Consider the following 18,306-nt stretch of genomic DNA (forward strand, 5'->3'; position numbering starts at 1 on the left):
CGATGAGGTGAGCGGTCGCGATCCCCCCATCGAGGTGAAGTTTAGCCGACCAACCAATGGTTTGGTCCGGCTGTTCATCGCCTTGTGCCGGCGTTATGGCGTGCGGCCTTCCGACATCCGCGGCAGCGCTCGACGATCATGGTCACGGCGCCGCAACGCTTTTTCGAAACCGTTGTGTGGCGGCAGCTCTTCGAGCTGCATACGGACCTCTAGCTATATTTCGAGCAGACTACCGAGCCGCGGCGCGGTCCGCCCCGCGATCCGAACCCGCGAAAAGCCAGCACTTACGTCCCAGCGCAAATCCGCGCAGGGCGCGTTCGGCCGCATCAATACTAAGGCAGATCCTGTCGTCATCGATGAAGCGGACAACCGGTCCCCACCGCTTGAGCATGTAGTCGATCGGTTCGGCGACGGAAGCTGATCGCGAGAGGCGGGAGCGCTGTTCGCGCAGCCATGCTTCCATCTCCATCAGAAGCGCACGCTTCCCTCCTTGCGGATGCGGAGCCTCTCGTCCGCCGCACGGCCATTAATGCCGCATCGAACAGGAGGTCGATACGTCTGACCGCCTCCAGCGCGATCGGCGAGATCGCAGCGGCATTCTTTACGCGCCGCGCATTGGCTGCGATGTCCGCGAACTCGAAGAACTGCCGCCTCACGTGGGCCCAACAGAGTCCCGGTGTGATCGGCCAAGGCGCGCGGCACGGCTCGTAGAGCTCTTTGTATCCATCACAAGCATTGGCCCGCAGAATGCCGGCGAAGTCTCGAAGATGTCTTAACTGACAAGGCGGCCTTCGGCGAAAGGGGTACTCCGTAAGGACAGTTCATACCGCACCCCAACCCAACGATGCGGCCTTTGACCGTTGAGATCCCTGCCGACGTTTCGACACGAATTCGAGCTTTCGTTCAGCCCGAAGGCTTCCAGTGATCCGCCCTAGCTTTACGCCTAGCCGCTTGAGGCCCACCAGACCCGTTTCGCGGGCAAGCGGCTATTCCGCATCACCCGAAGACAACAGGTGCTAGTTATGACCCAGCAGCACGTGGACAGCTGACTGGACGCCATTCATTCGAGCCTTGAACGCGGCGCTCGTATCGCGCCCTCCGACGCCGATGCGAGGAAGTGCAAAATGATTTGGCCTGGAATCGAATACATGCCTATCCTGCGTTGTTACTGCGGTCGAAAAGCCTATTTCCTTCGCGAGATGTTCTTCCCGAGAACCACATGCTCTGGAGTTGCCGTACGGATAAGCGACGTGCCGAACGGGACGCTGTAGAAGTTCCTCCAGATAGTTGCGGTTGTCCGCCATTTCGGCTCGCGCTGAAAGGACATCTAGACACGCTAATGCCGGATGCGAAGCCGTGTGCGCGCCAATTGACGCGAGAGGATGCCGCGCCAGGACTTGAAGCTCGCGTTCATCCAGGAAATATGTCTCGTTCAAAGCCGATAGCGATATACCTGCCCTGCGGAACGTTGGGGCGAGCATTGCAACGCGGTGGTAATCCTCGTGAACCCACTCTGCTACCCTGTCAAAGGCGACGGTCTTGTTGCGAAAGTCGGGACAGCGAAACCGCATGCCCATCGCGTCGATCGTAACGGTGTCTCTCGAGCGAACTAATTCGCGCAAGCCAAGCCACCACGATTCCAGCGTTCGCGTCAAAGCGCCAGTAGGCACATACATCATGAATGGCGCGTTGTTTCGCTCGAGGATTGGAAGCGCCGTCGAGACGTTGTCTCGGTAACCGTCGTCAAAGGTAAGCACCGCATAGCGGCGCGGTTGGAGATCCCTCGCCAATCGCTCGAGACACGCTTCGAGGCTGACAATCTCCCATCCTTCTTGCCGTAGCCACTTGAGTGAATATTCAAAAAGGGCAACTGAGGTGCCGGTCATCAACTCCGAGCGACAATCTTGCTGAATCTCGTGGAACATCAAGATAACTGCCCTACCAGCAAAAATCCTGCGGAGCGCTGGCGTCAGTCCGGACCAACGAGCCACTTGGAATACGCCGGTTTTGAGAAGCTGCTTCATACCAGGCGCCGATCAGACACACCGCTCGCCCAACAATAGACCGCACATCTTGGCCTTTTCTTTTTCGTACGCGGCCTGCTGTCAATGTTCATCTTCAAAATACCCGTCGTGAGCGCAATATCAGCACATCCGACACCTTCGCACGCGAAGGCATAAAAACGAAACAAGAGATACATTCGATTTATGGACGAACTATTTTATGGACGAAGTGGCTGGCATAAGCAAATGCGGACCGTTACTCACTTGTAGGTACCTCTGAATTCGTGGCCTCCATCGGACAGCTCTCTGGTAACATCTGACACTAGACACACTTGTTGTGAGTGATGCCGGAGGCAAGAGTCCGCGCGATGCCAGGAATCTGGACGCGGCCTCGTTGATGAAAGTGGCCATCCTTTGAAAGTATTGGTCGCCAATAAATTTCTCTTCAACAACGGTGGCTCAGAGGCCGTGTTGTTTCAGGAAAGAGCGTTCCTGACGAGCACCGGGACAGAGGTCATAGACTTCGCGATGCAGCACGACCGGAACATCCAGTCGCCGTACACGTCGCACTTTGTGTCTCGCCAGGATTACCGAAGCGGTGGCTCTCTCGCCAAAATAGGGAGCGCGCTTCGGTTGATCCACTCGCGCGAGGCCGTGAGCAAACTCGCTTCCCTGATCGAGGAAACACGGCCAGACCTGATGCATTGTCACAACATCTATCATCAGATGACGCCATCGATCGTCGGCGTCGCCAAGTCGCGAGGGGTTCCGGTTGTACTGACGCTCCACGATTCGAAGCCGGTGTGTCCGGTGCATACCCGCATGCGGGGGGGCAAATTATGTTCGTTATGTCTCGCCGGAGATTTCCATCATGTGCTGACATATCGCTGTGCCGAAGGTTCGATAGCGCAAAGCGCCGCGCTCTACATGGAAGCGGTCATTCAACGCTGGCTGGGAAGTTACGAAAAGGTGGACCGCTTTCTCGCGCCGAGCCGATTTATGCGGGCGTCCGTTTTACGCCGGTTCTCGGCGGACCGGGTGCTGCTGCTCTACAACGGTGTGGACGTGGCGAACATTTCAACGAGCGCTCGAGACAAGGGATACGTGCTTTATTGCGGTCGGCTATCGCCGGGAAAGGGTGTTGAGACCCTGCTGCGCGCCCACGATGCTGCGGAATGTAGTTGGCCAGTGATCATTGCCGGCACGGGTCCATTATTGGATGCCTTGAAGTCGCAATTTACCCGGAATGTGCGGTTTGCGGGCCAGTTATCCGGGGAGACATTGAGTACGACGATCGCTGCAGCCTCTGTGGTGGTTGTGCCTTCGGAGTGGTGCGAGAACTGCCCGATGTCGGTGCTGGAGGCGATGGCGTACAGCAAGGCTGTCGTAGCGGCCCGCATTGGCGGGATTCCCGAACTTGTAAACGAAGGAGTGACGGGACTTCTATTTGAGCCCGGAAACGTGCAGGAGCTTCGAATGCACCTCGAGTGTCTCATGGGCGACGCCGCCCGCCGCGCGCGCATGGGAGCTGCCGGAAGGATCCGAGTGGAAAGGGACTTCTCTCTCGAGAAGCATAACGCCGAGCTGATGGACGTCTACCGATCACTGGTGAGCATTTGAGCGGCGTGCATGGGATGAGGAATACAAATGGACCTCACCATAATATCCACGTATCGGTGCAATTCGAAATGCCAGATGTGTTATATCTGGCAAAATCCGACCGATCCCAAGGAGGAGGTCACACTCGAAACCCTTGCCAAGCTTCCCGCGCGGTTCGATAACCTGAATATCTCCGGTGGAGAACCAACCCTACGGAAAGATCTGGCCGAGATGGTGGACCTGCTCCATCCGAAGGCCCGGGTCATAGAGGTCAGTTCGAACGGACTACATCCCGAGCGGCTCCTGCCCATCGTCAGGAAGCATCCCGAAATCAAGGTTCGTTTTAGCCTGGAGGGTGACGAGGCCACCAACAACTCCATTCGCGGCGAAAAGCACGGCTACGCCACAAAGGTGGCTGGGCTTCGAATGTTGCAAGAGGCAGGCGGGCAAGATCTGGGGTTCGCCTTCGTCATTCAGGACGAGAATGTTGATCAGCTGGTGCGAACCTATGAATTGGCGTGTTCGATGGGCTTCGAACTTTCAACTTCGACGCTGCATAACGCGTGGCAATTCTACAAGAATGATAACTACTTCTACGAGCGCGTCGCGGTGGCACGACAAGTGGAAGGGCTTATCACTGCGATGCTCAACAGTAATAAGCCGAAGAACTGGTTTCGCGCCTATTTGAATCTGGGCTTGATCAAAAAGATCCTCGGACACCCGCGACTGATACGCTGTACTGCGGCGACGGACTTTGCATTCATCGATCCCTGGTCCGATGTGTGGGCCTGCAATGTGCGATCGGACTTGCTGCTGGGTAACTTGGCGCAGCAGTCCTGGAACGAGATTATGACAAGTGACGCGGCCAAGAGCGCGGTCGCTAAAGTGCACACTTGCGAACAGAACTGTTGGATGGTGACGACGGCACGCACGGCAATGCGCTCAACGCTGCTCCCCCAGGCGCCGAAGAGGGGGCCGCTGATGTGGGTGTTAAAGAATAAGCTTAAAGTGGCGCTCGGCAAGCCGATTTGCTTCGATGAGTACATTGATTATTCCAGCGTGGCGTCGACTCCGCGCATTCAGCGAACATCATTCTTAAACCAAAAGCAAAAGGCCCACCTCGTGCGTGGGAGAGACACCGTCGAGGCCAGATACCCGCTCAAGGAGTTCATGAACAACTAGCAAATAACCGGGAGGGTGCAGTGGGTACGGATCATCTGGTGCTGCGGGTGATGATGCTTGGCTTGCGCGGCTTCCCCAATGTACAGGGGGGAGTGGAAGTCCACGCCGAGCATTTGTGCCCCCGCCTCAAGGAACTGGGTTGCAATGTCGAAGTGATTGTCCGTTCCCCCTATATGCGGCCTGACGGGGGGAACGAGTGGCGCGGAGTACGCTACTTGCGGGTTTGGTCCCCGAAAGCCTCGGCCCTTGAGACGGTAGTTCATTCGTTTCTCGGAGTACTGGTGGCCGCATGGCAGCGGCCGGACGTCCTGCACATCCAGGCCATCGGGCCGGCCTTGATGGTGCCGCTCGCACGGCTGCTCGGACTTCACGTTGTCGTGACGCACCATGGCCCGGATTACGAACGAGAGAAATGGGGCCCACTGGCCAGATTGGCGCTGCATACTGGAGAGGCCTGGGGCATGCGGTTTTCCAATGGCCGCATCGTGATCTCCCGGACTATTCGGAACTTGGTACGGGATAAGTACGGTCTGAATTCGAACCTTATTCCAAATGGCATCACCTTGCCTGAAGTGCCCAGGAGCACTTCGGTGCTGCAGAAGTTCGGGCTCGCGGCGGGCCGATACGTGCTGATGGTGAGCCGGCTGGTACCGGAGAAACGCCACGCGGACCTGATCTCGGCCTTTGCCGATGCCAAACTCGATGGGTGGAAGCTCGTGTTAGTTGGGGGTTCTGAGTACCCCGACGCCTATGCTGCAGCGGTGTCGGAGCGCGCTCAGGCGACTGCCGGGGTGATCATGGCGGGCTTCCAGAGCGGACTAGCACTGCGCGAGTTATACGCCCATGCAGGTATTTTCGTTTTGCCATCCTCGCACGAAGGGTTGCCGATCGCGTTGATGGAGGCCTTGAGCTACGGTCTGCCAGTGGTGGCCAGTGACATTCCCGCTCATTTGGAGATCGAATTGGATGACGCGCACTATTTCCCCTTGGGAGACGTGTCAGCGCTCGCTGATCGCCTGGCATCCTTTGCACAACAACCGTGGTCGTCGGATCTCCGTGAGAAAACGCGCAGCTGGCTTGCCCAACGGGAAGACTGGCGTTCTGTCGCGGAGCGAACCCTTGGATGCTACCGTAAAGCAATCGAGCCACGCAGAGGTGGCCCCCATGTGCGGCCCCGGCCGGCACCGCCGCGCGCTGCGTAGCCGGTTGCTTACGCGGCGTGGCGGCGAAGCCGTCACGTCCGTCCTGCTTTGTGGTTACCCGACTAGGCGCCGTCGCAACAGTTGGGCTGTATTCCGCCTCCGATCGCACTAAGGCGCCGCGCAAAATGGATGCACTCCTATTATTTCTTCCTGTCTTCATCTTCTTGAGGTCACTCTCCAATGGGGTCGATCGTCTGTACGGTACGAACCTCTCACTGGCTCTTTCACTCACCGCTATTGTGATTGGTCTTGTGGCCGCCTGGCACGCGCGACATGTCAGGATACACGGGAGATTTTTCACGCTGTTGATATCTTTGTCCGCCTTTGTTGTCGCTTCGGGACTGTCATTTGTCGTCAACGCCTTTGGAGCAGGTTACATTATCGACGCATATGCTGCCTGGTATGAGATCTTCAGGTATGCATACCTGATGATGTTTGCGATATTATTGTCTTCTGCTTATCGCTCTCCAACGTTTTGCCTGAACGTTCATCGTGCTTATATACTGTTGTTGCCTCTGATTTCCATGGTTGGACTAGGTCAATACTTAACCGGTCGTACAGAACTTGTTACACAGTACGACAAGTTTGAACGGGTGGCGGGTCTTTCTTCGCACCCCGTACCCTTCAGCCTGGAGATCGTGTTGACTTTTTGCGTTTGCGAGTTATCGCGCCGAAAACTGCGCCTTCCCGTCACGCTTTTCCACCTTGTGGTTTACACGTTGTTTCTCGTCGCTTTGGTCCTTTCTGCTTCGAGGACCGGGGTCGCGCTACTGGGACTGACCCTCGGCATATTCCTTTTTACTCGGAGACCTGCCCTCCTCCCGGCGTTCGCTGCAGCATTCGCTGTAGTCACCTGGATGACTCCATTTGGAGAATTGTTTTCGGACCTGAGGTCAGTTCCGGAATATGTTCTGAGAGGCGAATATATGGTGTGGGATTGGCGCACCGCGGTTACCTCGGTCCATTGGCGCATTCACCACTGGTATTATCTATCTACGCTTGCATTGGACCGACCGTTGATCGGATACGGTCCTGGTCAAGTGACGTTATACAGCCCGTTTTCCCTGTTGGCGCATAGTCAGTTCTTGGAAATATTCTTCGAGACGGGCGTGGTCGGCCTGATCTCCTTTGCTGTGTTTTGGTTCAGTCTTCCGCTCGCCGCAATGTCGGACCGGCAGCGGCTCGTTTTCGTATATGGAAAAAGGTCAGCAGAAATTGGAGGCCTGCACTTCTGGATTGCCATGTTTGCCGGCGTGACGCTGGTTGCATTGTTCGATGCTAGCTTCAACAGGGAAACAGTGGCGTTTTCGCACTTGATCGTCAGTGTCTTTGTGGTGCTGGCTCAACCTGAAGCCGTCATCCAACGTGACCTAGAATCGCGTTACTCGCACATCTCGATGACTGCTGGTTCGCGGATTGAAGCATCGGGGCGCCGGGGCACTATCTGAACCGCAACTTGGCCGCTGTTAGTATCATCGGCCTATACTGGTCATGAGCACTTCCCATGAAAGAGCATCTTGCCAGTCCGCTCACGGCTCCCATGTTACTCGGCGCTCTCGTCTCATTGGCAAGCGCCGCGACGATAGCGCCTCCAGCCCAGTACGGACGATGCAGCGACAACGGCGATCTCTCGTTGGAGAGAGTCTCTGCATCGCATGCGACGCGGCCGGGAATGTGTCATCCTGTCCTGCAGGTGCAACAACACGAGCGTCGGGCGCTCCAACCCACCTGCACGTCTTTGTCGATCGATTGTGTCGCTTCGCAAAATTCGGGATATGACACCGGAATATATCCATACGGGGTCAGGACCTATTACTCGTGGTACGCCGGTGGCGCCGGCGCCACGAGGAACATTGCTTCTCCCGCCGACTTCTCTTCACTGACGGGTTGGGGACAGATATATCCGCAAGTGGGTGCTTCGAACCTTGCTGCAAACGTCTATTTGAAGGACTATCGCGTCTATGTGCACTTGACGAGTGGCGGCTGGCAACTCGTACAAGATCAAGCTACGAATTCCATCGGCGGCCAGCATTTCGTGGCAGACTTCTCCAACAACTCCTCTTCGGAAATGAGTCTCGTCATTCAGTCTGACGGAAGCGTAAGAATGGACTCGCCAGCATTCGGCTACAATAATCACTTCTGGATTGAGCCAAGAGGGTCGTATACGCCCGGAACAGTCAACGGGGTGTTCTCGATGGCCCAGCTGCGCACCGATAGTGCAAGTGCTAATTTGATCGCAAACTTTGGAGCTGACTGGTGGAAAAACACCTCAGCTCCGTACCTCTACCAAAATGGAGTGTTTGTAAATAATCCCGGCATCGGCATGGGCAGCTGGGTCAAGTTGACGACGACGTATCAGTACTTCTTCTTCACGACCATGACTAAATCGCAACTAGAAGCCGAACCGCCGCCGCCCTTGAGATAGCGGATCACTGCTTCAGTGCTCGACAGATCCGCTCTGGCACTTGCCGCAACCAGCCTCCGCTTCAAGGCACGCGGCGCGGTCGCCAAGGATGATTGTACGCATCCGGCGACGGCCCCTAGTTAGTCGTCTGGGCGGATGGCTGACTGCGTTTAGGCGGCGTGAGGCTGCCAATTCCAAGGCAGGAGTTCGTGAATGAGCTTGGCAGGGTGATCGGCAGGCGTGCCAGCACGTCAGCGAGCCAAGCCTGTAGACCGATGTCGTTGAGCTTAGTGGTCGCGATGAGGGTGTGTAGATTGCAGCCCCACGCCCACCACCCTCATCGGAGCCTGCGAGATCCAGTTTCTTCGTCCTACAGCGACGGCCCGTAGCTTGAGTTCGGCCGCATTGTTCGACGTGCAGTAGGCGCCCGTTGTCGAGGAAGCGGGTGAATGCATCGCAGCGGCTGAGGCAGTAACTGATCGCCTTGGTCGTATCGTTGTTCCTGGAGAGATTGGCGCGCTGCTCGCGCAGCCAACCCTGCAGCCCGACGATCACGGGGCCGGCTATGCTCATGGCGCACGCGCACACGCCCCTCGCGAGTAAGACCGTTGATCCCACGCTCGATGTAGAGCCTGCTGAACCCGGCATAGGCGTCGGGCTGCATCAGTCCGGCATAGGCCGCCAAATGATGCGCCGGATGCTCACCGCCGCGGTCCGGCGAATAGAAGAACACGGCTGCCGGCGGATCTGGCCCGGCAAAGGGGCGGTCGTCGACGCACATAGGTTCAGAGCCGGCCGGTCCGCGTCTTGCCCTTCGCCAAGACCGGCACCGTGGTGTCGTCGGCGTGAATGCGTTCGGCCGCAAAGACATGGGTCTGGATCGCGTCGACCAGCGGCATCAGCGTTGCCGCGGCGGCGCCCACCCAGTCTGCAAGCGTCGATACATCGAGGTCGATACCTTCGCGCCGGCGCCGGATGCGTACCCCTGACTCGCTTTTGGGACAGCTGGTCACGCCGCGCCGATCACAGTTGCCTCGATCAATGAGGTGCCCAACTCTCTTGGCTCTGCAGATTAAGGCCCGACTTCCGTCCACAGGAAGGCACGCACCCGATCGGGGACGAGGTTGATACCCAGGCCGGGGCGATCGGGGATGCGCAGCTGCCCGTTCTCGACCTCCGATTCCGGTGCATGATCGACCAACTGGAAATGCGCCGGCGGGCGATACGGGTACAACTCCTGAATCATGAAATTGGCGACGCACGCATCGAGCTGGAGGGCCGCCGCAGTTGCAATGGGACTGGCGCAGACGTGTGGTGCAATTCTGGCGTTGTACGTTTCTGCCATGGCCGCGATCTTCTTTGCCTCCATAATGCCACCGGTATTGCCGATATCAGGCTGCAGCACATCGGCGGCGCGGGCTTCGAGAACCGAGCGATAGCCATAACGGGTGAACAGCCGTTCGCCGACAGCGAGCGGCGCATCGACGCGGCTCGAGATTTTCTTGAGGGCGCCGAGATCGAATGGGTCAGCCGGCTCCTCGATGAACAGGATGTCCTGGTCCGCGAACCGCTGGCATAAGCGAATGGTTGCGTCCGTCGTAAGTCCGCCGCTGAGGTCCACCATGATTGCGACCGCGGGGCCAACCGCGCCGCGGATCGACCTGATCCTTTCGACCGCGAGATCAATAGCGGCGCGGTCGACACTGCGCCTGGAGACGTGGCGTATGCCCCCGTCCGGCCGCGGCATCGCCAGAGGGTTGCATTTCAATCCCGAATAACCATCCCGCACAACCCGTTCCGCCGCGGCGGCAAACTCGTCGGGCGTGTTGCACCGAAAAGACCATCCGTTTGCATAGGTAGAGACGTGGTCGCGAAGCTTGCCGCCGAGAAACTCATAAACGGGGATGCCCAGCGCTTTTCCCTTGATGTCCCATAAGGCCTGTTCAATCGCGCTTATTCCCGCGAACACGATTGGCCCGCCGCCCTTGGCCCAGAACGAGTGATCATACATCTCCGTCCAGAGCTCTTCGATGCGAAACGGATCCCTGCCGAGCACAACGGCCTGGACCAGGTCCGTGGTCATCCCCGCTGCCGCCGTGCCGCCGATGCCATAAGCGATGGCCGCCTCGCCAACGCCGGTGATGCCCCCATCCGTGTTGAGCTCGACCAGGACGGGATGCAGGCTGCCAACATTGACGAGGTAGATCCTCGCGCCAATGATCTTCATGCTACCGGCCGTTGCCTAGCCATGCACTCCGTCGGCTCTGTCGATTGTCGCCAAAGTTGGCGCCCCCGATTGAAAAAAACCGTTATGGCATAGGCGATCGCACCGACCACCGGTAGGAGATCGTCGCGGGCAATGTAGCTGGTCTCGGCTATGCCGCGCAGCGAATCGCGCCAGCCGCGCGGCGTCAGTTTCCCATCGCGCCAATAACGCAGAGCCGAGATCCAGTCACAGTCTTCCACAACCCACTTGCGGCCCTCCACAGTGGTAGCGGGCACGACCGCCTGACCCGTCATGTCCTGGTAGAGCGCCCGCACGACATCCATGTCATTGGCTCCGACGAAGCAGCGAAACATGGCGCCGACCCGGGGGTTGATATCGTAGATCTTGTAGCAACCATCACGCGCGTCATAGCGGTAACCGAGATCGAGCGGGCCGCGGTAGCCGATTGCCTTCATGAAGGCGATGGTCGTGTTGAGGACCTGCTCGTTGTGGATGCACAAGCCCAGCGACGCCATGCCGAAATAGGGCCGATAATTCCGTAACTTCCTGCCCGTGAAAGCAACCCGGCATTCCCCGCAGCGATCGAAATAGCCGTTGAAGACCCAGGCCATCTCGTCACCTCCGGGGATGTACTCCTGCAACATCACGTTTGGCATCAACGGATCCTCTACTGCCTGATAGTGCTCCAGCAATTCCTGACGGCTGTGGACCAGCGTGATGGGCCAAATCTTGCGCCCGGCGATGATGGGCTTCAGCAGCACCGGAAAACGGGCGGTCTTCAAGTAGACAGCAACGTCATCGACCGACTGGGGGAAGGCAGTCTCTGGCGCTGGCACGTTCCATTGCCGGGCGAGATAGTACATGTCCTTCTTGCTGCAGAGCGAACGCGTGAGTTTGGCGTCCTGCTCGGGAAAGGCGAACCAGGCGCCAAGCTGGACGGCATGGTCCGCAACGAACATGGCGGCGATATCGCTCGTGGGGATCAGCAGCGCACGCCGCCCGATTCTCTCATGAACCTGCATGAGGAACTGTATTGACGCCTCAGGTTTCGCGTTGTTCAGTTCCCAGTGAAAGCGCCCACGGCAGTAGCGCGAGAAAGCGCCGGCTGTCACCCATCCGTCGTGGACCACGTAGACCGGGACACCGAGGCGGCCGAGCGTGCGCACGACCGCGAGGCCGCCGTGCTTGTAGCAGCCGAGCACTATGGCCGGGGTCGATACATCTTCAATCATACAAGATCTCACGCTCGTATGCGCGATCGGCCTTGGCGAACGGCTCCCACACCACTTCGCCATCGCGCAGCGCGAATGCGGCCTGGAGATCGTCTATATGATCAAGAATGAATTCGAGGTCATCGAGCTGCTGGCTCCTGCGCAAATACGCCGCGCTATTTCCCCGCGTCCAGGCATCGGGTCTGCAACCACGCCAGCGCTCGGCTATGGTAGCAGTCGCCTCGTTCTCGGGGCGATAGCCGAACTCGAACAGGCGGTCCGCAATCCAGGCGCAACACATCTGGTCCTCTTCCCGGAATTCACCTCGCGTGCCAGCTCCGATGACCGCGACGTCGGCAAAGCTGCCAGCGAGATGTGTTGCGAGAGACGTGAAATTGCGCAGGCATGCCAGGAACACGGCCTCGCAAGACGCTGCCGCTTCAAGCAGCTTGGTCCCCGAGGAGGAGAGGAGCACCGCCGGGCGGTGCAGGTCCATGCGCTTCACCAATGCCGCCGGGCTGTTGTTGATATCGAACCCCTCCGGCATGATCCCGTTCACCTCGCCGATCAGCAGGGGATCAGCGAGCCGGCCTGCCAGCGAATGGGCAGCATCGAGGCTGGCCACCGGGAGACAGCGCCGGCCGAGCGCGACAGCTGTGATCGCCGTTGTTGTGGCGCGGACCACATCGATGACAACCACCGCATATCCCTTGCGATAGCGCACCACGCTTTCCGGGAAGCAATCAATGACTATGGACCTGGGCATTTAATTGGCCTCGGGCATTTAATTCAGTCACAGGATGCAGGGCGAAGGTAGGGCTCGAGGGGCGCAAGTTGGGCCGGCCGAACGCGTCGGAATGCAGGCCGCGGCGATAAATCTCGACGCGCAGCAATTCCTCGAGCCGAACGTTGGAGATCCGCACCTCGCGGCCGAAATGGTCGATCAGCGCGAACTGACTCGGCTTGTTCGGGGCTTCGAAGGTGACGCGCTCCAGGCCGAACTTGGCGGCGAAACGATCCGCAAAAGAACGATTGAGAACGCCGTCATCATCGAAGAGCCCAACGCCCCGTGCCGATTCTCGGCCCTCGACGACGATCTCCTCGGCCCCGGCATCGAGCCAGCTTTGGCCTTGGACGATGAGCTCGGCGACAACATCCTCGCCGAATGCGCCGCCGTGCTTCTTGCCGAGCTCGAACTGTACATCGAGCCCGCGCTCATGTGCCATGGTGATGACCGAGCGCGGCGGGAGCGGCATGTCGGTGAAGCCTTGGCCGGCCTCGATCCGCGTCACGCCGACGTCGGCGCAAAGGTCCAGATAGGCGTGCAGCTGGCCTTGGGCGACGGCGATTTCGAATGGGCCACCGCCCGTGACCGTAGCGACATTATGGGCGCGAGCCAGCGCGATTTTCTGGCGTGTAGCGTATTCATCCGCAACCAGCCAGCAAGCCATGGAGATCTTCAGGATCGAGATCAGATGCGAGCTCTGCTGCAGGTGGCCTTGCAACGTGACCGGATCGTAGCCCGGGTCGAACACACTCGTGGACGGCGCCACGGGTGGAACGCCAATGAGCGTTAGATAATCACGCGTGTGGCACTTATGGTTGGGTTGCACGGAGAGTACTCCTCGGACAGGGTTGAAGTCGCCGATCGAGCTGTGAAGAGTCGCACGAGCCCTTTGGTTCTGCGGCGTTTGGCTTCTTCGCCAGCACTAGAAATTGCGAGCCGCCTGAACTCAAAGCTGGTGTTCCTGCGTTGGCCATGGACTGGAGCCAGTTGTTCAGGCGTAGCCCAGCGGAAGCCGGCAGGATCGGACGATTGAAAAACGTGAATGGCCCGAAGCCCACAGTGTAGCCGCTCTGCAGTTCCAAGCCCTGCGCCACGAGCTCCCGCTTGAATTCGCGCAGCCGGGTAACCTGGGGGCGCACGCCGCGGCGGGGAACGAGCCGTCTGCGCAGAAAGGGCCCCGCGAGCCTGCGCGGTCCGTGCAGCAGCGGGTTCCTGAGCGGGTCGAAAAGTTGGCGCAGCTGCCAATAGGTGTCGATGGCGGCGATCAGATAGCCGCCGGGGTGCAGGACCCTGGTCATTTCGCGCAACGGCGGCTCGATCTTCGGCAGCCAGGGCAGAACGCCGAGGGCGACGACCAATGCGAAAGTGTCGTCGGAAAAGGGAAGCGCGTGCACGTCGCCTTCCTGGACCGCCACTCTGGTCTCTACGCACGCCGCGGCGACACGCTTGCGCGTAGCCTGCGTCATTGCCCGTACCGGGTCGATCGCGTCCACGGTCAGCGCTCGGCGAGCGAGACCAACCGTGGCCAATCCTGCGCCGCAGCCGACATCCAGAACCCGCGTGCTGGGCGGCAAGCAAAGCCCATCCGCCATGGCCAACGTCAGGCGCAGACGCTCCTGATAAATGGTTTCAACAATGCCTTCACGTTCGTAAATTGCTCCCCAAAAGGGAGACTCTTCACGAAAATGGGCGTCCAGCTCTCTTTGGTGGATCGCAAGGCTCGAGTGCTCGATGTCTGGCATTGCCCAACCCCCTCAATAACGACCTGCCTGACAACCTGCGCCGGAGTTTCGAATTCGCGCTGATTTCGGAGTGAGTATAAGTCTGGCCGAACTCACCTTGTGAGCGAGATTGTGGCTATTCCGCTAGTGCTCTATCGGCGCACAAGGCGTACCCTGATTGGGGTAGCCGCCCACGATCGGCGTCGCGCGACGGGGTTCCGGACTCGGATCACGAGTTGAGCGTCGGGGGCGGGCTCCTGGGGCGCGCAACCCCGTGCGGCGCCCCTTGGGGGGGACCTGCCGGACGAGCCAAAGGAAGGCCGCCCACCGCGCCGATGCCCCCACCGCAGTGCCTGCCAACATCGAGTAGGCCGCTCCGACGAGGCCCCACTTCATCATCAGAAACCACACCAGAACGACCGTCACAACTATCGCGATGAGACACGCCCAAAAGATGGCATGCGGGCGCTCGATGGCGGCAAGGGCGTTGGCAGCCGGCATGCCGAGCGCGCACGCGAGCATCGTCAGGGCCAGCACTACCAGCGTGTGACCCTGTCCCTCGTAGTGTGGCCCAAATAGCAAGTGCATCGCCTGCTCGCCGCCAAAGCCGACGAGCAGGCAGAACAAGGCCATCGCGGCGCCGAGCAGCAGCGCGTCCCGGACGATCTCTCGCTGAAGTCGACTGACACCCCCTGTTGCCAAGGCGAGGGAAGCTTGCGGTAGCAAAATATTGAAGAACCCCTGGATGATTGGATTGCAGAACGATACGATGCTTAAGCATGCGGCGTAGGTACCCGTCGCGGCGGTGCCAATGGCCAGGGCCAGCAGCCAGTAGATAACTTGGCCATGCAGCGACTCCACAATTCTGGTTGCGCACAGCCATTTGCCTAATTGCCAGCTTCGACGCATCGTCTTGCGCAACTGGCCCCGTTGGATCGCAAAGCTCTCGCGGGAAAGGTAGAGCCACGTGACACTTGACACGGCGTACGCCACGCCGATCACCGCGCAAGCAGTAAGGGCGGATAACTGTGCGGTCCATCCGAGCCAGGCCAGTCCACAGAGTTGCAGCGCGCTCGCTGCGAGGTCCAGCGTCAGGCACTGCTGCACGCGCAAGTGAGCGAAAGCAAACCGACGGCCGAATTCCCGCAATGACGCGAACGGGACCACAGCCGCCAAGACCAAGGTCGCTGCCGCCATACCATGCGGTGCGATTGCAGTCGACAGACCCAGGGCGGCCATCGAAAACGTCGCTATGGCGAGTATCGAAAAGAGGCCGCTCAGCGCTAGGTAGCTGCCGGCGTGTTCTGCTGGCGCGGCCTGCGGGCGGTGCCGGTGTATCGTGTAGGGAAGCAAAACCATGGATTCCTGCACGGCGACCCAAGACACGAGAAGCGAGATCGCCATCGCGTAAATGCCGAGCTCGTCTAGAAAGGCCCAGCGCGCGATCATAGCGGTAGTTAGGAAGCTCGTTCCACTGACCACCGCCTGATCGGCAAGCGCCAGAGCGCGCGTGCTCGCAACTGCGAGCCAGCGACGTGACCAAAAGCTGAGCGTGTGGTCGTCCGACACCGCCATAGGCGTCGGTCTCGCTGGAGTCGGGCCCGCCAAGGGCGAATCGTTTATTGCCAGCGATATGGCGGCGACAGGCGCATCCCTCGTCAGTTCGTGGAGCGCCGTTGCTCCGTCTGAATCGAGCATCCTCTCCGACCATTCGGGGCCCAGGCCGTCGTGTGAACTGTTCCGCGCAGAAACCATTGCTGTGCCGGCGTCGATGTTGCTTTCAAAGATTTCTCAGCATTGCTGGGGCGGGCCCTATTTCCGAGATGACGAGCCCCGCCAGCAAATCGGCGGCCGGCAAGAGCGCTTGGCGCATGAGGTTCCCTGTGGCGCGGATTGCGAAGGCCGGTACAACGTAGGCATAGCGCCATAGCGGGTGGGGTTCCGCGTGCAGGCGAAGTAGCCATTCAAAACGTCTGACAGAACACGACAGAAGAGTCTCACTGCGAGGACGATATCGCCGGTCTGAGTGTATTTGAATTGTGGCAGGTCAAGTCGAGAGTGGGAACTGCGCATAAGTGTCAAAGTCATAGATTTGGGGGTAATCCGCCGCATCCCCGTCGCGTGCGTCCGATCTTGGCTGGACAAGCTGTGGTCAGGCGAGGCAGGCGACCGATGATGACCAGACGAATGCGAGGTGGTTCGCAACCTTCACCCATCTGCGCAGAACATTCTCACATGAACGTCCAGGTCTCGGGCGGATTGCGCCGCTGATACCTCGCGTTACCTGACTAGCTGGTGAGGACCATCAGTGAGGCCCCGCCGAGCAAGCGCACAGACAGGTCCTCTCCGGCAATAGTCCGGACAATGCGCCGCCCGGCGTTAGCGAGGATGGATTTCTTGCTTCGCCATTCGGGATGGATATGGAGGAAATCTTCTGTCCTAGTGTACTGCCTGTCAATGATCTCAAATCCGGTGTCGCGCAGAGTCGCCAGAGCTGTTGCCTGATCAAAGTAATGCAGGTGACCAACCTCCTTGCGTTTCTGAAGAGGCTGACAGCGCAGGAGGCTGAGGATATTAAGGTCGAGAGGAATGTGAAACACATAGTATTTCGAACGTCCTCTGAGCTTTCGCAGAAAGCCGATATAGTCATCGATGTGCTCGAAGACATCGATGCACAAGAGACAATCGTAGCTCTCGTTGGTTTGCAAGAAGTCACCGCAGTGGAAGCTTAGGTTGTCTCTTTCTCGCTGTTTGGCGACGTTTATGGCATAAGGAGCGATATCGTAGCCAACGGCGCTTGAGTTACAGAAGATATCGTGCTGAAGAAGCGCATTCAGAACGCCTCCCGCCCCGCAGCCTACGTCGACGATTTTCTGGCAAGTGATGTTGTTGGCGCGCACGATCTTGGCGATCTTCGCGGCCTTGGTACCAGCATCTTCGTCATGCCAACCCGGATGGGCCTCGGCATAATTTCGTCCAGTATAGAGATCGCTTGACATAAGCTCTGCCCCTCTGACATTCGCCATTGCTCCCCCCCTTTGATTGAACTGCGACTTGGACGAGAGATTGAGGATCCAAAGTTCAACTAGCTTTTGCGAGCTAAGCCGTCATCGCTAATTCTGACAGCAATCAACGCCGCGTCCAGACGCTTGCGATCAGCGTAATTGCGCCCCGTAATCGTCGCGGCGGGTCGTCCGCAGCCGATCGGCGAGCCTGCGTTCGAGTTCGTAGTGCGCAATCAGTCGCTCAAGCGACCGCGTGTCCCTGCCGGTGCCGCTGGATCGCCACATGGTCAGGCTTCAGGTTCGTCAACACACGCGTCCCCATTCGATGTGGCTGTTCCTTTTGCCTAGTCTGCGACCGTGGCGATCAGCTTGCGCGAACCCTCCGCTGGTCGGGGGCGGGACCGGAGAGGCCGAGCTGTTCACTCCGCCTGTTCACTCAGCCGGCTTTCGCCACGACATCTGCGCCAGCAGCCATGACATCTGCCAGCAATTGTGTCCCGGATCATAAGGTTATCGCAATAACCCTTACGGGGTACCTTGGATCAGGAGGCCTTGGTCGACCCCGAAATTGGCTTCGCTATCCGGCTCAGGTCGGCCTAAAACACCACTCGATCTCGGTGCCCGAGGGCGCGACGAGAACACGAGCAAGAACCCGCGCTTGGAGTAATCGAGACCGGACGATTGAATTCATCGAACTGTCTCTGCCTGGTGCTCGCAATAAACCTGCCATCTGCACAAGCACGGCAGGGTGGAGGACATGCTTAACTTTTCCTGCGCGGACACGACATTTCTCGAAAGGGATGAGGTGGTTTGGCGACTGGTCGCGCTTCAAATTTTTGACGATCCCTAACCTGAGCGTGAAGCACCCTCGCATCACGCGTTAAAATAGATCGGCCCTGGCGTGCGTTCGTCTCGGCTGGCTCCGTCGCTTTCGATCTCCCACAACGCTGACGACGAAGCAATCT

The 18,306-nt window shown here is 58.9% G+C and carries 13 protein-coding genes and 2 pseudogenes; 5 read left to right on the forward strand and 10 right to left on the reverse strand.

Annotated elements, in window-relative coordinates:
* Nucleotides 1-238: 238 nt before the first annotated feature.
* Together YY7_RS63490 and YY7_RS0127045 are read right to left on the reverse strand one after the other, a co-directional pair.
* Nucleotides 239-773, reverse strand: a pseudogene (locus tag YY7_RS63490) (IS66 family transposase); the annotation flags it as partial.
* Nucleotides 774-1,016: 243 nt separating this feature from the next.
* Nucleotides 1,017-2,024: a polysaccharide deacetylase family protein gene (locus tag YY7_RS0127045; protein ID WP_080663869.1), complete on the reverse strand. Its 1,008-nt coding sequence runs from the start codon at nucleotides 2,022-2,024 to the stop codon at nucleotides 1,017-1,019.
* A gap of 393 nt (nucleotides 2,025-2,417) precedes the next feature.
* Between YY7_RS0127045 and YY7_RS0127050 the strand changes: the two genes are divergently transcribed.
* The 5 genes from YY7_RS0127050 (at nucleotide 2,418) to YY7_RS52995 (ending at nucleotide 8,411) form a co-directional block, all read left to right on the forward strand.
* Entirely contained in the window at nucleotides 2,418-3,623 is a 1,206-nt protein-coding gene (locus YY7_RS0127050) for a glycosyltransferase family 4 protein (RefSeq protein WP_028165949.1), read from the forward strand.
* A 27-nt stretch (nucleotides 3,624-3,650) separates the two neighbouring features.
* Entirely contained in the window at nucleotides 3,651-4,784 is a 1,134-nt protein-coding gene (locus YY7_RS0127055; RefSeq protein WP_028165950.1) for a radical SAM protein, read from the forward strand.
* Nucleotides 4,785-4,804: 20 nt separating this feature from the next.
* Nucleotides 4,805-5,986, forward strand: coding sequence for a glycosyltransferase family 4 protein (locus tag YY7_RS0127065; protein ID WP_245287426.1), 1,182 nt, complete (start codon nucleotides 4,805-4,807; stop codon nucleotides 5,984-5,986).
* Nucleotides 5,987-6,111: 125 nt separating this feature from the next.
* Nucleotides 6,112-7,434 (forward strand): O-antigen ligase family protein, encoded by a 1,323-nt coding sequence (locus tag YY7_RS0127070; RefSeq protein ID WP_028165952.1) that lies wholly within the window; start codon nucleotides 6,112-6,114, stop codon nucleotides 7,432-7,434.
* 56 nt (nucleotides 7,435-7,490) lie between these two features.
* Nucleotides 7,491-8,411 carry a hypothetical protein gene (locus tag YY7_RS52995; RefSeq protein WP_155255341.1) on the forward strand — a complete coding sequence of 307 codons (921 nt, stop codon included), beginning with the start codon at nucleotides 7,491-7,493 and terminating at the stop codon, nucleotides 8,409-8,411.
* A 149-nt stretch (nucleotides 8,412-8,560) separates the two neighbouring features.
* Here YY7_RS52995 and YY7_RS60710 read toward each other — a convergent pair.
* From YY7_RS60710 to YY7_RS0127115, 8 genes and pseudogenes are all read right to left on the reverse strand, one after another.
* Nucleotides 8,561-9,352: pseudogene (locus tag YY7_RS60710) on the reverse strand (IS66 family transposase); the annotation flags it as partial.
* Nucleotides 9,353-9,462: 110 nt separating this feature from the next.
* Complete coding sequence (locus YY7_RS0127085; RefSeq protein ID WP_028165954.1) at nucleotides 9,463-10,617, reverse strand: mandelate racemase/muconate lactonizing enzyme family protein; 1,155 nt, start codon at nucleotides 10,615-10,617, stop codon at nucleotides 9,463-9,465.
* Entirely contained in the window at nucleotides 10,614-11,849 is a 1,236-nt protein-coding gene (locus tag YY7_RS53005) for a carboxylate--amine ligase (protein ID WP_155255342.1), read from the reverse strand. The genes YY7_RS0127085 and YY7_RS53005 overlap by 4 nt, the downstream gene beginning before the upstream one ends.
* A complete protein-coding gene (locus tag YY7_RS0127095) occupies nucleotides 11,842-12,594 on the reverse strand; it encodes a 2-phosphosulfolactate phosphatase (RefSeq protein WP_080663871.1) in 753 nt (250 codons plus the stop codon). The genes YY7_RS53005 and YY7_RS0127095 overlap by 8 nt, the downstream gene beginning before the upstream one ends.
* Nucleotides 12,572-13,441 (reverse strand): phosphosulfolactate synthase, encoded by an 870-nt coding sequence (locus YY7_RS65175; protein WP_433994529.1) that lies wholly within the window; start codon nucleotides 13,439-13,441, stop codon nucleotides 12,572-12,574. Before YY7_RS65175 ends, YY7_RS0127095 begins: the two co-directional genes overlap by 23 nt.
* Nucleotides 13,425-14,357 carry a class I SAM-dependent methyltransferase gene (locus YY7_RS56825; RefSeq protein ID WP_051396949.1) on the reverse strand — a complete coding sequence of 311 codons (933 nt, stop codon included), beginning with the start codon at nucleotides 14,355-14,357 and terminating at the stop codon, nucleotides 13,425-13,427. The genes YY7_RS65175 and YY7_RS56825 overlap by 17 nt, the downstream gene beginning before the upstream one ends.
* Nucleotides 14,358-14,480: 123 nt before the next feature.
* Nucleotides 14,481-15,911, reverse strand: a complete 1,431-nt coding sequence (locus tag YY7_RS0127110) for a lipopolysaccharide biosynthesis protein (RefSeq protein WP_196237340.1) — start codon at nucleotides 15,909-15,911, stop codon at nucleotides 14,481-14,483.
* A gap of 713 nt (nucleotides 15,912-16,624) precedes the next feature.
* A complete protein-coding gene (locus YY7_RS0127115; RefSeq protein ID WP_035691028.1) occupies nucleotides 16,625-17,335 on the reverse strand; it encodes a class I SAM-dependent methyltransferase in 711 nt (236 codons plus the stop codon).
* Nucleotides 17,336-18,306 lie beyond the last annotated feature (971 nt).

The organism is Bradyrhizobium elkanii WSM2783, from assembly GCF_000472865.1.
In the GTDB taxonomy this organism is placed as follows: domain Bacteria; phylum Pseudomonadota; class Alphaproteobacteria; order Rhizobiales; family Xanthobacteraceae; genus Bradyrhizobium; species Bradyrhizobium elkanii_A.